Genomic DNA, 13,294 nt, shown 5'->3' on the forward strand with positions numbered 1-13,294 from the left:
AAAATCATGGAGAAACTGAACAGGGAACAGGCGCTGGCCCGGGCGGCGGACACGGGCGACCTCACGGGGGTGGACCTGGGCGGCCTGGATCTGTCGGAGGCCATTCTGCCCCGGGTCGATTTCAGGGACGCCAACCTCGAAGGAACGGATTTCACCAACGCCGATCTGACCGAATCCGAGTTCCGCGACGCGAAGATGAACGGTGCGGATCTTTCGGGCGCGAAGCTCGAGCGGGCGGTGCTGATCGGCGCCCACATCGTGGGAGCCCGGTTCGACGGCGCCCACATGGTCGGCGCCTTTCTCAACGGCGCGACCGCGTCGGGCGCCAGTTTCAGGAAGGCGGACCTGCGCGCGGCCCGGATCGGCGTGCCCAGGTTCCAGTCCGACGATCCCTTCGCCGCGGCCACGTGTTTCGAAGGCGCGGATATGACCTGGTGTCTCTTCGGGGAGGCGGACCTGACGGGGGTGGACCTGCGAAACGCCAACTTGTCCCATGCCCACATGTACGAGACGGAGATGCGTAGCGCCCTGCTCGACGGCGCGGTCCTGACCGGCGTCCGGCTGAAGCGACAGACGGTCCAGGCAGAGTAGCCGGGACTGCTCGGGACGGGCGCGGGTCGCTCGGGACGATCAGGCGCGGGCTGCCCGGCCCCCTACTCGGCCGGACCGCCAGGACTGTCCGTACCGCATAACCGCCTCAGGTACTCGCAGTACGGGTTGTCTTCCACCAGGTTGCCGATCCTCAGCACCTGGTCCCGGTCGATGAAGCCCTTTCGGTAGGCGATCTCCTCCACGCATCCGATCTTCAGCCCCTGCCGGTGCTCGACGGCCTGGACAAAATTGCTCGCCTCCAGCAGGCTTTCCGGCGTACCGGTATCCATCCAGAAGATCCCTTCGTCGAAGCGTTCCACCTTCAGCATGCCCCTGCGCAGATAGATGTTGTTCACGTCGGTGATCTCGAGCTCACCGCGTCCCGATGGGCGCAGGGTCTTCGCGATGGACACGACTTCGTTGTCGTAGAAGTACATGCCCGTAACGGCGTAGTTGGACCGGGGATGGCGGGGCTTCTCCTCGATATTGACGGCCCGTTGACGCTCGTCGAATTCGACCACGCCGTACCGTTCGGGCTCCTTGACGTAGCAGGCGAAGACGAGTCCTCCTTCCCTGTGCTGCGCGGCGCGCTCGACCAGTTCCGGCAGGCTGCTTCCGTAGAAGAAGTTGTCGCCGAAAATCAGCGCGCAGGGATCATTCCCGATAAACGACTCACCGATCAGGAAGGCCTGCGCCACCCCCTCCGGCGCGGGTTGCACGGCATAGTCGAAACGCATGCCAAGTGCGCTCCCGTCACCGAACAGCCGCCGGTACAGGTCGATGTGTTCGGGGGATGAGATGACCAGGATGTCCCGGATGCCCGCCATCATGAGGACGGACAGCGGGTAATAGATCATCGGCTTGTCGAAGATGGGGATGATCTGCTTGGATATGGCCAGGGTCTGCGGGTAGAGCCGCAACCCGTGGCCGCCCGCGAGGATGATGCCCTTCATGTACGGTCTCCGGTTATCGGTTGTGTGCATTCAACCATCCATCATCCACTCCAGGTCGAACCGGGCCAGCGTGATCGTCTCGTAGGGATGGTCTTCCCCGCGCTCGTACAGGCAGGCGGCGGTCCCGTCCGGAAGCACGGCCAGGGATGAATAGGCGGCCGGTCCCGGATGCAGCACCCGCTCGTGGAGCCAGGATCTGCCGCCGTTGCCGGAGAGACGCACGGTCAGGTTGCGCCGCTCCTCCCTGCTGGCCGGGTTCGAGAATAGCAGCCGGTCGCCCTTGTCGGGATACCGGACGAGGGCTGCCTGGCAGATCGGTTCGATCAGGGTTTCGACGTGGCGCTGGTCCCGCCAGGTCATCCCGCCGTCGCTGCTGACGGTGACCTGCCGGGTGCGCCGGGTCCGGTCGTAATTCCGTGTGTTGAGCAGCATGTCTCCGTTCTCCAGCTCGACGACGCAGCATTCGTTGACCTGGTCGACCAGAGTGGAACCGCCCAGTGCCCAGGTTTCCCCGTGGTCGTCGCTGTAGACGACATGGGAGTAGTAGCGCTTCGTGCCGGCCTCGATATGATCGCAGGGAATCAAAAGCCGGCCCGAAGAAAGCTGGATGCCGTTGCCCGGTCCGGTGGCGTACCAGGTCCAGTCCGGTCGCTTGGCGGTGGCGGTGATGTCCCGCGGCTCGCGCCACGTGCGGCCGTCGTCCTCGCTCGCCGTGACCCACACGGTCCGCGTGCCCTCGCTCGTCCCGTCGATGATCCGGGGTTCGTGGTCGATGCCCCGGTTGTGGGTCATCGGCAGCCAGACCGTCCCGGTCTCACGGTCGACCAGGGGACAGGGATTGCCGCAGGTGTTCCCCGCGTCCCCCCATACCACCTTCTGGTCCGACCAAGTGCGCCCGCCGTCCGCGCTGCGCTTCACCAGCATATCAATGTCGCCCGTATCGCTCCGGCTGTTCCTCCGGCCTTCGCAGAAGGCGAGGACCGTTCCCCGCTTCGTCACGATGATTGCGGGAATGCGGTAGGTATCGTAACCATCTGTGCCACTGGTCCACAGGACGGACTGTTCACAGGTGCCGATCATGCGATGCTCCCGGTTTGCGTCGATTTGCGTCGATTCACCCGGTTCTCAGTTGAATATGATGTGCCCCGTTACCCCCGTCAATCCATCTATGATGACCCATAAACCGGCGCTGACGAACTCTCCGAGGATAAGGCCCAGGAAGAAGGGCAGCATCTTTCGGTAGATGTCGATCCCACCGAACTTGAGGATGAGCCCCTTGACCATCCAGGCCAGGAATATGGAAAACCAGGCGGTGAGGAGCGGTGCGGAAGCGCCCACGGGAAACCCGATGAAATGCAGGGGCCACCAGATGAACTTCTGCCGCAGGAACATCAGGGCCCACATGATGGCGGCGCCCAGTCCGAAGAAGAACCACCGGCCGGCGGGTTCGGACGTGGCGGTGATGGTCGTCGCGTAGTAGTTGAACCGGTTTTGCTGGAGCTCCCCGAAGAACTGCCAGTTGAGATTGATGCCCCCGTATTCGTAGGCCAGGTACATGACCGTGTAGATCGAACTGGCCAGGCTGCAGAGAATGGCCAGGCCGATGGCCGCGGTGAGCCAGCGCTGGTTCCTGAGCCCCGCGGTATCGGCCAGCTTCAGTCCGTTGGCCATGGAGGGCATGATGAGCGTGCGGGTGTGGGTGAACCAGAACTTGGTCAGCCCGATGGCGACCAGGTTGCGCGCACCGAGGACGGGTCCTGTGAACCCGTGGATCATGAACTCCTGGGGATTGAAGGTCTCCGCGAAGAGGACGCCTCCTTCGGCTACGATCCGCGCGAAACCGACGTAGACCGCCAGCACGAGGATCAGCAGAATGATGGCCAGCCAGGCGGATAGGCCGATCATCCACAGCCATCCGAGCAGGAACAGGACGCCCAGTCCGCCGCCGATCACGGCGAACCGGTAGGAGAGGGGTTCGTTGGCATCGTCCGGGGTGTCTCCGCCGCGAAACGCCTTGCCCAGGATCTCACGGATATGCGACCGGGCCAGCCAGAGGCTGAAGAGGGCGAGGACCAGCAGGGCGCCGAACATCTGGTACTCGCCGGGCAACGTCGTACTGCCCGCCAGGTCGATGCCAAAGCTCGCGTTCGCCAGGTTCTGGAGCCGGCCGATGAGGAAGAAGAGCCAGAGGCTGAAGGAGATCTCGAGACTGAGCAGATAGGCGAAACCCACCAGCGGGAAAGACAGGTTTATGGGCAGCACCAACTGGTTGCCGAAGAGACTGATCGTCTCCTGGAAGTAGATAGTGGGGAAAAAGTAGATGTAGTTGTGTACGGCGTTCCAGGCGTTGATCAGGAAGGGAATGGCGAAACCCGCCCACATCATCCGGTTGCGGAAGAACGGCGCTAGGCGGGACCGGTCGCCGTCTTCTCCCGGATCGATCATCTCGGCCGGCAGCTTGACCAGGGGAAAGACCAGGCGTTCCCGTTCCACCCACTGCTTGCGCAGGATGACCGTGATGCAGAACACGACGAAGTACAGCACCAGGACGAAGCCGAGCCAGGCAGCGAGAGGTCCGGCCCACTCGCCCCACGGGATGGCTCCGCCCCGGGGAAGGCCTTCGAAGAACGATCGTACGGCCTCGGAATCCTGGGGCAGCAGCCAGGGCTCGACGTGGGGGGTGATGGTCTCGACCCAGCGGTTTTCCGGCGTGGCGTAGTACATGGACGCCATGGCTGGGAGCAGGACCTCGGTCAGTCCGTACGACGGGATGGCCGACGCGATGAGCGACATGATGTAGACGACGGCCAGTTCGCCCTGCGTGAGGGCGTAGGCCGGCGACCATGTGCGCAGCAGCGTGTTGACGATGCCGACGAGGACGGCGAAGAGGAAGACCACCCCGATGGGCGTGAAGTTGCTGCCCAGGTACGATCCCTGGATGATCATGTTGGAGTAGGGGTCGGCGATGCCCAGGATCAGCGAGCAGGCCATGCCGACGGCCACGGCGCGGGGCGTGACCATCTCCCTTGGCGTAGATACGCGATGTGCTTCCCGGGCCGTTTCCGGCGGGGTGACCGACATGGGGAGCCTTTCGGGCCGGCGCAAAGCGCACGATTTGCAGTCGGTCATGGGGAACGACCGGTGAAGGGAAAGGGTATAGCCGGTCGAAAGCCTGTGTCAAGGTGATTGTCTGCGGCCCGGGTGCGCGGCGCCGCGACGCCGCGTACGGCGCCTGGAGGTCCGGAAGATAGGCTTGACGCTGTTCAAGTCCTCCTGTACGGTTGTCAATCATGACCATTACCAGTCTGCAGAACCCCCGGATCAAGGCGATCCGCGCGCTCTCACAGCGCAAACGGCGGCAGGAGAACGGATTGTTCTTCGCGGAAGGCATCCGGCTCGTCGACGAGGCGGTGCAGACCGGAGCGGACGTCGAAACCCTCGTCGTTGCGCCGGAACTGCTTCGAAGCGATTTCGGTCGGGACACGGTACGCCGGGCGAGGGAAGAAGGCGTCGAAATCCTGGAGGTCGGCGCCGACGTCTTTCGATCGTTGTCGGGGAAGGACGGACCGGCGGGCATCGGGGTGGTCGCCAGGCAGCGATGGACCGCCCTGGACGACGCGGGTGTGGGGCGGGGAAGCGGCGATGCTGCCGCAGACGATGCCGCCGCAGCCGCCACCCTGGGCTGGGTGGTCCTCGAGGACGTGGGCAACCCGGGCAACCTCGGTTCGATCCTTCGGACGAGCGAGGCGGTGGGCGCGTCTGGCATCATCCTGCTGGGGGAGACGGTGGATCCCTACGATCCCGCGTCCGTGCGGGGCAGCATGGGCGCGATATTCTCGCAGCGGGTCGTCCGTTCGTCGCTCGAAGCGCTGATCCCCTGGAAGCGCCGGACTGGAATCCCGATGGTTGGCACGTCGGACGCCGCGTCGGCCGACTTCAGGTCCGTGACCTACGACCTACCCCTCCTCCTGTGCCTGGGTGGCGAGCAGCACGGTCTCTCCAGAGCAGTCATGGATGCCTGCGATACCGTGGTACGCATTCCCATGGCCGGCCGGGCCGATTCCCTGAATCTGGCTGTGGCCGCGGGCGTAATGCTGTACGAGGTGTTGAGCCGGGTGCGGGGTGAGGTCTGATCCTTTCCTACACATCAATAACACATCGAATACCGTGATCGTTCGTATTTCGTGTATCTGGTGGATAGAATAGACGTTGTGCGCCTCTGCACTGATACGCGGCACAGAGCCACGCTCCGCCCCGCATGGCGCGACAGGGATGTTTCGGCGGATTCTCCGGTCCTTGTGGATTCTTACTGGGGCTTTCGGGATAGTAGTCGGGATCGTACCAGTCGCTGCACCACTCACGTACAAGCCCCGCCATGCCTGAAACGCCACACCAACTTCGGTCGCTGGGATAGTCCCGGGCAGGCCTGGGACCTTCAAGCTGCGCGACGTGATCGGAAAGCCAACAGGGATTGTCATACGAGCCATCCTCGTTACGGGACCCACCGCCGTTTAGCCATTCCCTCCATGCATCGAGATCGGTGAAATGACGGCCGGCAATTTCGTTGGCGCAACGACATATATCCTCGATCCACGCGTTTCCCCATGGGAAGACGTATCCTTCAGGACCCCGCGCCGCGTATTCCCATTCTGCTTCCGTAGGCAGACGGCCTCTCGCCCAAGCGCAATAGGCGGATGCGTCTTCCCAACTCACCGAACTGACCGGAAGAGGTTCACTTCCGGGTATAGGCAACCCTTCAGTCCACGCACTGTTCCATGACCTATGGATATCTTGATCAACCGGAGGCTCTCTTCCCGAATCTTCAATGAAGGCGTGGTATTGTCCGATCGTGACCGGTTCTTCATACATCCAGCACGCACTGATCTCGACTTCGTGCTCGTGTAATTCGCCAATCCAGTGCTTCCCGCCAACGGTATGATCCAACCACCTCTGGTCCCATCCCATCTCCTTCCAGAGCGCCAGTACGGCCTTACGGTCAGATCCCATCGTAAATCTACCTTCGGGGACTAGTACTAGGGACGCACCGTCTACATCGTTCGTCGCCCTTCCGAGGGAAGCGGCATTCATTCAATATCCTCCTTCCGCAAAACTTCATTGGATTCGGCATCGACATGGCTGCACGACCATCGGTATTGCGGCTGGTTGTTTTAGATCGGAAAACTACTTTTCCTTGTCTTGGATGCACCGGTCGGCTTATAATACCGGTCTGACTTCGGCAATCCCTGCACCATAAATCTATAACAAAGAGGTACGCCCATGCCAGTTACCCGCCGCGCTTTTCTGGAAACCTCCGCCCTCGCGCTGACCGGCCTTGCCGCTGGTCACGCGGCGTCCGCGAAGGCCCACGCCGCACCGGTACCCACCAACCACGGCGCCCCCGCGCCGCCGACCATTGTTTCGTCTCGCAACGGGATCCGCGGTGTCAGGAAGGCCTACGAGATGATGACGAAGGACCAGGCCGACCCGCTCGACGCGGTCATCGCCGGCGTGAACATACAGGAGCTGGATCCGAATGACCAATCCGTGGGGTTGGGCGGGCGTCCGAACGCGGACGGCGTCGTCACCCTGGACGCCTCGGTCATGCACGGACCCACCCGGCGGGCCGGTTCCGTCGCCGCGCTGGAGGATATCGCCTCGGCGTCGCTGGTGGCCAAGGCGATCATGGATTATACCGATCACATCATGCTGGTCGGCAAGGGCGCGAAGCGCTTCGCCCTGGGCATGGGTTTCAAGGAGCAGAACCTGCTGTCCGAAGAGAGCAGGCAGGACTGGCTGCGCTGGCGGTCCCAGCTCAACCCGGACGACGACTGGCTCGACCACGAGGACGACATCGTGATCGACCGTCCGGGCGGCACGATCAACATGTGCGGCGTGGACGCCAACGGAGATATCGGCAGCGTGACGACCACGAGCGGCCTTTCCTGGAAGATCCCGGGCCGCGTGGGCGACAGCCCCATCATCGGCACGGGGCAGTACTGCGACAACGAAGTGGGCGCCGCCGGTTCCACGGGCCGTGGAGAAGCGAACATCAAGGTTTGCGGCGCATTTCTCATCGTGGAATTCATGCGGCAGGGCAAATCACCCCAGGAAGCCTGCCTGGCTACGCTCGAACGGGCCGTGGCCATGACGGAGGACCGCCTGCTGACGGACGACGGCCGGCCCATGTTCAGCCTGAACTTCTACGCCGTGGCCAAGGACGGCCGGTTCGGCGGGGCGACCATGTACCAGATGCCGGATGAATACCTGGAGTACTTCCCGGGACGGGACAGCTACGCCGTGGCCAACGCCGACGGCGCCCGGCTGGTACCCCTGGCCTACGTCTTTGACAAATCGAAGATCCCCGCGCCGACGATGGAACGGTTGATGGAACGGGTGGAAGAAAGGAAGTTGGAGCGGCAGCAGAGATAAACCTGTTGGCCCGACCTGGTGTACTGGTAGGAATCCGGTCAACAGGAAACTCCGAGGTAGTGAATGACGCTGAATGAACAGCAGATCGCCGCGTTCCACGAATCGGGATACCTGTTCTTCGCGGGATTGCTCGACGAAGAGGAAGTGAGGACGCTTAAGAACGCGGTGCCGGACGTGCTCAGCCGGGAGGGACCGGAGGTAGTGCGGGAGAAGGAAGACCCCACGGCCGCCCGGTTGGCCTTCGGAGCGCATACTTACTCCGAGCCCTTCGAACGGTTGGCGCGGCTTCCTCGCCTGATGGACCCGGTCCGCCAGTTGCTGGGGGACGAGGTCTACCTGCACCAGACCCGCATGAACCCCAAGCAGGGCTTCGGGAGCGGGGCGTCGTGGACCTGGCACCAGGATTACCCGTCATGGTACAAGGTCGACGGCATGCCCGAGCCGAATTGCATCATGGCGTCGGTGTTCATCGATGATTGCACGCCGGTCACCTCGCCGCTCCTGATCATTCCGGGTTCCCACCGGTGGGGCCTGCTGGACTCGGAACTGCACGAGGACGCGAAAGGCCGCGGCTACGATCTTTTCCACATCGACCAGCCGACGCTTCAGCAACTGGCCGACGAGAACGGCATCGAACCGCTGATCGGTCCGGCGGGCTCGGTCGCCCTGATCCACTGCAATATCGTCCACGGATCTGCGGACAACGTCTCCCCTTGGCGCCGGGCTATCTTCTACCTGATCTATAACGCTACGAGTAACGGTTGCACGCGCGAGGTCAGGCCCTGGTACCAGAACAACCGGGACTTCACGCCCCTGGAACCGATCGGGGATGACGGGCTGCGGGCGTACAATACCGCGCAGGCCCCCCCGGCTCGCTAATCCCGCCTGATCCAATCTAAACCGGGCCAGTCCAATCTAGTCCACGCCACGCCACCTAATCCGCGGCATTCGCCGCCTGGATCGCCGCGTGGATGTACCCGTAGGCGTAGGCGAATCCCACCTGGCCCGCTTCGGGCCCCGAAATGCCGGGTACGTGGTCCGGCATGATCATGTACTCGTATCCCACTTCCTTGTAGGTGCGCATTGCTTTCAGCATGTCGACGTCGCCCTCGTCCGGGAAGACCTCCACGAATTTGTTCAGCCGTCCCTTGATGTTCCGGAAGTGGACGTTGAAGATCTTCTTCCGGGTGCCGAAATAGCGGATCACGTCATAGATCTCTTCCGAGGGGTTCTCCAGGCTTTCCGACATGCAACCCTGGCAGAAGTTCAGCCCGTTGTAGGGACTGTCGTACAGGTCGATGAGCTTCTTGAAACCGTCCGACATGCCCAGCACCCGGGCAACGCCGCGGTACGTGCGGCCGTGCCCGATGCCCGGGTCCGACGGGTGGCACGCCATCTGTACCTTGTATTCCTCGGCCACGGGGATGATCGTCTTCAGCCAGTGGTCGATGCGTTCCCACATCTCGTCCTCGTCGGCGGGACCCCCTTCGAATTCGGGCCGGGACTGGTCCAGCTTGTCGTAGTCGAAGGTCGACAGCTTCGCGCCGCCGCGGCCGTAACTGGGTTCGGTACGCAGGTGGCCCAGCAGGGTGATGTTGTAGTTCAGTCCCCTTATCCCGGCCTCCGAAGCCATGCGCACGGTCTCGCACATGCGGTCCAGCGCGCGGTCCCGCGCATCGCTCTTGCCCAGGAATATGGCGCCGGCCTCGTTGTGGAAGGCACTCGTGGAGCCCAGGGGGATATGGATCATCTCGAGGTTGATCCCGTACCGGTCGAACCGCTCGCGCTGGGCTTTCAGCAGGTCGGTCGTCCACTCGGCCCAGGGCTCCGCCGGCGTCTGGTCCACGTTGAACACGCCGAGTTGGGCCAGGACCTCGATGTCCGTGTCATTTCTGCAACGGGTCTGCGTTCCGATGTACATGTATGGCCTCCATGGTTCGGTGATCAGGTCGCTTCTTCGGGTTCTTCTTGCATGGTCTTGCCGAAAATCCGCACGCGCTTGCCGGAGAGCAGGTCCCTCAGCTTGCTCCGGATGGCCCAGAGACACGCGAGAGACGGGATCACCATCAGCGCCGTGATAATGAAAAAGGTCCCCCAGTCGCCATCGAGCCAGTCGACCATCGCGCCCGAGGACGCCGCGAAGAGAGTTCGCCCCGCCGTTCCGATCGAGGCCATCAGCGCGTATTGCGTGGCCGTATAGGTCCGGTCGACGAGCATCGAGATAAAGGCGACGAATATGACTGTCGCAAAGGCACCCGTAATGTCGTCCGCCACGACCGCCGTCGCGAACATCAACTCGGACTTGCCCGTCCAGGCCAGGGTGGCGAACAGCAGATTGGTGGCCGCCATGGCGATCCCCGCCGCGAACATGGCCGGTATCAGTCCGACCCGAATGGCGAAGAAACCGCCCAGCACGGTGAAGGCCACGGTGACGACCCATCCCAGCCCCTTTGAATAGAGGGCGATGTCCGACAGGGTGAATCCGATCTCCCGGTAGAAGATGAGGGACATGCGGCCCAGGAACGCTTCGCCGATCTTGAACAGGAAGACGAATCCGAGCACGGCGGCGGCGATGGCGATTCCGTTGCGCCGGAAGAAGCTCGTCAACGGATTGGCCACGGTACCCGCGAACCAGGCGACGACGCGGCCGAATCCACTCGGCAGCGCCAGGCCGGAGGCGATTCGTTCGTCGTCCTCGGCCTGTGCCGCGATGCGATCGGCGGCGGTGGGCTCGCGAACGAAGGCGAGCCCGATGTTACAGAGAATAACCACCGTCCCGAGACAGAGGAAGGTGGTCTGCCAGTAGTCTTCGACGCCGGCGTTCTGCAGGGCCTGCGCGGTCTCCAGGGCGATCACGCCGCCGAGTTTGAACCCCGTCCACCACCCGACGACGGCCGTGGCCGCGCCGGCGGCCATGGATTCGGATTCCGAGGTGCCAATCTGCTCGATGCGCAGCGCGTCGATCGCGATGTCCTGGGAGGCGGACGCGATGGCGATGACGAGTCCGATCGCTACGACAACGCTGAGGTCCGCTGTAGGTTGGGCGAGACTCCAGAGCACCAGGCAGGCCAGGATGACGGCCTGAAGTGTAACGATCCAGGCCCGCCGGTGACCGAGCCATCCGGTCAACAGCGGCAACCGTATGCGGTCGATCAGCGGCGCCCAGAGGAAGTTGAAGGCGTACACGCCGAAGATCAGGCTGGCCCAGCCAATGGCCGTGCGGGAAAGCCCGTCTTCTTTCAACCAGAGATTGAGGCAGCTGCCGATGAGCACCCAGGGGAATCCGCTGATGATCCCGAGCAGCAGAATGCGGGCCATGCGGCGCTCGAAGTAGATCGATAGCGATTCCCTGAAGCTACGCAAGGTCTCTCCCCGGTTGCGGTTCGTTCCCGAGCCGGCCGTGGTTGGGATGGGGTGTAGAAGACGACGGGAATGTATGCACCCCCACAGGCATCGTCAATTGAATTGCAGGTGTCCGGACCATCGCCTGACGGCGCCCCGGACCGTCGCCTGCCAGCGCCCCGGATCGCCCGATCCGGTGGTGAATGCGAAGGCGGTAGTCGTTGACAGGAAGGCGGGATTCCCATAGGATAGAACCATGTTTTCGGCTGGGACAACGTGGTTGAAGCCGGCCCGGGCGCATCGACGATCGGACGGCCTGTGGTTCGTCTGCGTCATAGGGTTCGTCGGCGTGCTGGTGCTTATTCTCACCGGTTGCGGCTCGTCCGGTTCGGACGCGGAGTCAACGGACCCAGACAACAAGGAGGCCGTTGCCCGGGCGTTCATGGTCCAGTTGGTCGAAGGCACGATTACGCCGGGGACGATCGGCTTCCACGAGATCCCCGAGGAGTTCGTGCAGGATGGAAAGGCGTTGTATGCCCGGTACGGCTGTACCGTGTGCCACGGTCTGGACGGTCATGGCGACGGACCGATTTCCTACACGCTGAAACCCCCTCCCCGCGATTTCCGGGACCCGGGGGCTTACCGCATCGGCCGTGACGTGGTCACGATCGCCGGCATGCTGAAAGACGGCATCCCCGACAGCCCGTCCATGGTGCCCTTTCCCCATATCAAGGACGAAGAGCGCTTCAAGATCGCCATGTACGTGGCTTCGCTTCAGCCGTCTGCGGACGCGCCTTCATCCGAACCATAGTACTCAACATGACGAACAAGAATCTTCAAGGGTATGTTTTCTGTATCTGGACTTTGATGGTGCTCGTCACGGCCGCCTGCCAGCCGGCGGACGACCTGGAAATCGACGGGGCCTGGATTCGGGCTACACCGCCGAACAGGGACGTCACCGCCGCCTACCTGGTGATCACGAACCGGTCGGACCAGCCCAGGGAACTGCGGTCCGTGGAGACGCCGGCCGCGGCGTACACGGAACTACATGCCATGCGCCAAGTTGACGATATGATGGAGATGGAGAAGATCGAAGGCGTGGTGGTTCCGGCGCAAGGCGAGGCCGTACTGGAACCCGGCGGCAACCACATCATGTTGTTCGGTGTAAGCAATCCGCTGGCGGAAGGGGAAGTGGTTGCTCTTACGCTGCGCTTCGACGATCAATCGGCACGGACCGTCACGGCCGAGGTGCTGAAGAGCCGTCCGTAGGCGCGTTCATTTTGCGCAGTTGATCTAAAGGTATTCCATTGGGTTCAAAGACGCCTGGTTATCATTCGACGATTACGATCCTCAGCGGTCTGGCCACCCTGGTCGCCGCGGGCCTGCTGCTCTTCCCCGGATGCCGCGCCGAACCGCCGCCACCGCCGCAGATCGACATCCCCGAACTGCTGGACTACGGCGAACGGTTTGGCGGTGATTTCATGCTGACCGACCAGGACGGGGAGCGGTTCGACCTGTCCGAGCACCGCGGCGACGCCTTCCTGATCTTCTTCGGCTATACCTACTGCCCCGACGCCTGTCCGCTCATGCTCTCCAAGCTGGCGGCCGTCTACGACGTGCTGGATCTCGAACCTGGACAGCGCGTGCGTACGATATACGTCACGGTCGATCCCAGGCGCGACACGCCGAAGCAGCTCGGGGATTACCTGGCCTACTTTTCCACGGTGGACGTCCGCGGCCTCACGGGATCGCGGGAGGAGATCGACGCGGTCGCCGAACGGTACGGCGTGCTGTACAAGTTGCAGCAGCCGAACGAGGCGGGGCATTACCTGGTAGCCCATACGACCACCCTGTTCCTCGTGGACCGGGAGGGCCGGCTGCGCTACCGGTTCCATCCGAGCGACACCCCGGAATACATCGCGGCAGGTATCAAACTGCTCTTCGAATAGACTGTAGAACATGCCTCGCGAGATCGATCG

At 63.0% G+C, this 13,294-nt stretch carries 12 protein-coding genes and 1 pseudogene; 7 read left to right on the forward strand and 6 right to left on the reverse strand.

From position 1 onward, the window contains the following. The first annotated feature begins 6 nt into the window (after window positions 1-6). A complete protein-coding gene (locus F4Y38_08045; GenBank protein MXY49240.1) occupies window positions 7-591 on the forward strand; it encodes a pentapeptide repeat-containing protein in 585 nt (194 codons plus the stop codon). Window positions 592-653: 62 nt separating this feature from the next. On the opposite strand, the gene rfbA is transcribed toward F4Y38_08045, so the two are convergent. From rfbA to F4Y38_08060, 3 genes are read right to left on the reverse strand one after another with little or no spacing between them, the layout of a single operon-like run. Further along, window positions 654-1,544 (reverse strand): glucose-1-phosphate thymidylyltransferase RfbA, encoded by an 891-nt coding sequence (rfbA, locus tag F4Y38_08050; GenBank protein MXY49241.1) that lies wholly within the window; start codon window positions 1,542-1,544, stop codon window positions 654-656. Window positions 1,545-1,574: 30 nt separating this feature from the next. Continuing rightward, on the reverse strand, window positions 1,575-2,624 hold the full coding sequence (locus tag F4Y38_08055) for an exo-alpha-sialidase (GenBank protein ID MXY49242.1): 1,050 nt from the start codon (window positions 2,622-2,624) through the stop codon (window positions 1,575-1,577). A 45-nt stretch (window positions 2,625-2,669) separates the two neighbouring features. Then, entirely contained in the window at window positions 2,670-4,625 is a 1,956-nt protein-coding gene (locus F4Y38_08060; GenBank protein MXY49243.1) for a hypothetical protein, read from the reverse strand. A 209-nt stretch (window positions 4,626-4,834) separates the two neighbouring features. On the opposite strand from F4Y38_08060, the gene F4Y38_08065 reads away from it, so the two are divergent. Continuing rightward, window positions 4,835-5,677 (forward strand): RNA methyltransferase, encoded by an 843-nt coding sequence (locus F4Y38_08065; protein ID MXY49244.1) that lies wholly within the window; start codon window positions 4,835-4,837, stop codon window positions 5,675-5,677. A 7-nt stretch (window positions 5,678-5,684) separates the two neighbouring features. Here F4Y38_08065 and F4Y38_08070 read toward each other — a convergent pair whose 3' ends face one another. Further along, window positions 5,685-6,632, reverse strand: coding sequence for a formylglycine-generating enzyme family protein (locus tag F4Y38_08070; protein MXY49245.1), 948 nt, complete (start codon window positions 6,630-6,632; stop codon window positions 5,685-5,687). Window positions 6,633-6,821: 189 nt separating this feature from the next. Between F4Y38_08070 and F4Y38_08075 the strand changes: the two genes are divergently transcribed. Continuing rightward, window positions 6,822-7,973 (forward strand): N(4)-(beta-N-acetylglucosaminyl)-L-asparaginase, encoded by a 1,152-nt coding sequence (locus F4Y38_08075; GenBank protein MXY49246.1) that lies wholly within the window; start codon window positions 6,822-6,824, stop codon window positions 7,971-7,973. A 63-nt stretch (window positions 7,974-8,036) separates the two neighbouring features. Next, window positions 8,037-8,852, forward strand: a complete 816-nt coding sequence (locus tag F4Y38_08080) for a proline hydroxylase (GenBank protein ID MXY49247.1) — start codon at window positions 8,037-8,039, stop codon at window positions 8,850-8,852. A 55-nt stretch (window positions 8,853-8,907) separates the two neighbouring features. Here F4Y38_08080 and F4Y38_08085 read toward each other — a convergent pair whose 3' ends face one another. Then, entirely contained in the window at window positions 8,908-9,894 is a 987-nt protein-coding gene (locus F4Y38_08085) for a TIM barrel protein (protein ID MXY49248.1), read from the reverse strand. A 95-nt stretch (window positions 9,895-9,989) separates the two neighbouring features. Further along, window positions 9,990-11,291: pseudogene (locus tag F4Y38_08090) on the reverse strand (AmpG family muropeptide MFS transporter). Window positions 11,292-11,571: 280 nt separating this feature from the next. On the opposite strand from F4Y38_08090, the gene F4Y38_08095 reads away from it, so the two are divergent. From F4Y38_08095 to F4Y38_08105, 3 genes are read left to right on the forward strand one after another with little or no spacing between them, the layout of a single operon-like run. Continuing rightward, window positions 11,572-12,126 carry a cytochrome c gene (locus F4Y38_08095; GenBank protein MXY49249.1) on the forward strand — a complete coding sequence of 185 codons (555 nt, stop codon included), beginning with the start codon at window positions 11,572-11,574 and terminating at the stop codon, window positions 12,124-12,126. Between the two features lie 8 nt (window positions 12,127-12,134). Next, window positions 12,135-12,584: a copper chaperone PCu(A)C gene (locus F4Y38_08100; GenBank protein ID MXY49250.1), complete on the forward strand. Its 450-nt coding sequence runs from the start codon at window positions 12,135-12,137 to the stop codon at window positions 12,582-12,584. Window positions 12,585-12,622: 38 nt separating this feature from the next. Next, on the forward strand, window positions 12,623-13,264 hold the full coding sequence (locus tag F4Y38_08105; GenBank protein ID MXY49251.1) for an SCO family protein: 642 nt from the start codon (window positions 12,623-12,625) through the stop codon (window positions 13,262-13,264). Window positions 13,265-13,294 lie beyond the last annotated feature (30 nt).

It is taken from the genome of Gemmatimonadota bacterium (assembly GCA_009838645.1).
In the GTDB taxonomy this organism is placed as follows: domain Bacteria; phylum JAAXHH01; class JAAXHH01; order JAAXHH01; family JAAXHH01; genus JAAXHH01.

Coding starts and splice junctions, on each gene's coding strand:
- F4Y38_08045 (MXY49240.1), top strand. CDS start 7: ATGGAGAAACTGAACAGGGAACAGGCGCTGGCCCGGGCGGCGGACACG.
- rfbA (MXY49241.1), bottom strand. CDS start 1,544: ATGAAGGGCATCATCCTCGCGGGCGGCCACGGGTTGCGGCTCTACCCG.
- F4Y38_08055 (MXY49242.1), bottom strand. CDS start 2,624: ATGATCGGCACCTGTGAACAGTCCGTCCTGTGGACCAGTGGCACAGAT.
- F4Y38_08060 (MXY49243.1), bottom strand. CDS start 4,625: ATGTCGGTCACCCCGCCGGAAACGGCCCGGGAAGCACATCGCGTATCT.
- F4Y38_08065 (MXY49244.1), top strand. CDS start 4,835: ATGACCATTACCAGTCTGCAGAACCCCCGGATCAAGGCGATCCGCGCG.
- F4Y38_08070 (MXY49245.1), bottom strand. CDS start 6,632: ATGAATGCCGCTTCCCTCGGAAGGGCGACGAACGATGTAGACGGTGCG.
- F4Y38_08075 (MXY49246.1), top strand. CDS start 6,822: ATGCCAGTTACCCGCCGCGCTTTTCTGGAAACCTCCGCCCTCGCGCTG.
- F4Y38_08080 (MXY49247.1), top strand. CDS start 8,037: ATGACGCTGAATGAACAGCAGATCGCCGCGTTCCACGAATCGGGATAC.
- F4Y38_08085 (MXY49248.1), bottom strand. CDS start 9,894: ATGTACATCGGAACGCAGACCCGTTGCAGAAATGACACGGACATCGAG.
- F4Y38_08095 (MXY49249.1), top strand. CDS start 11,572: ATGTTTTCGGCTGGGACAACGTGGTTGAAGCCGGCCCGGGCGCATCGA.
- F4Y38_08100 (MXY49250.1), top strand. CDS start 12,135: ATGACGAACAAGAATCTTCAAGGGTATGTTTTCTGTATCTGGACTTTG.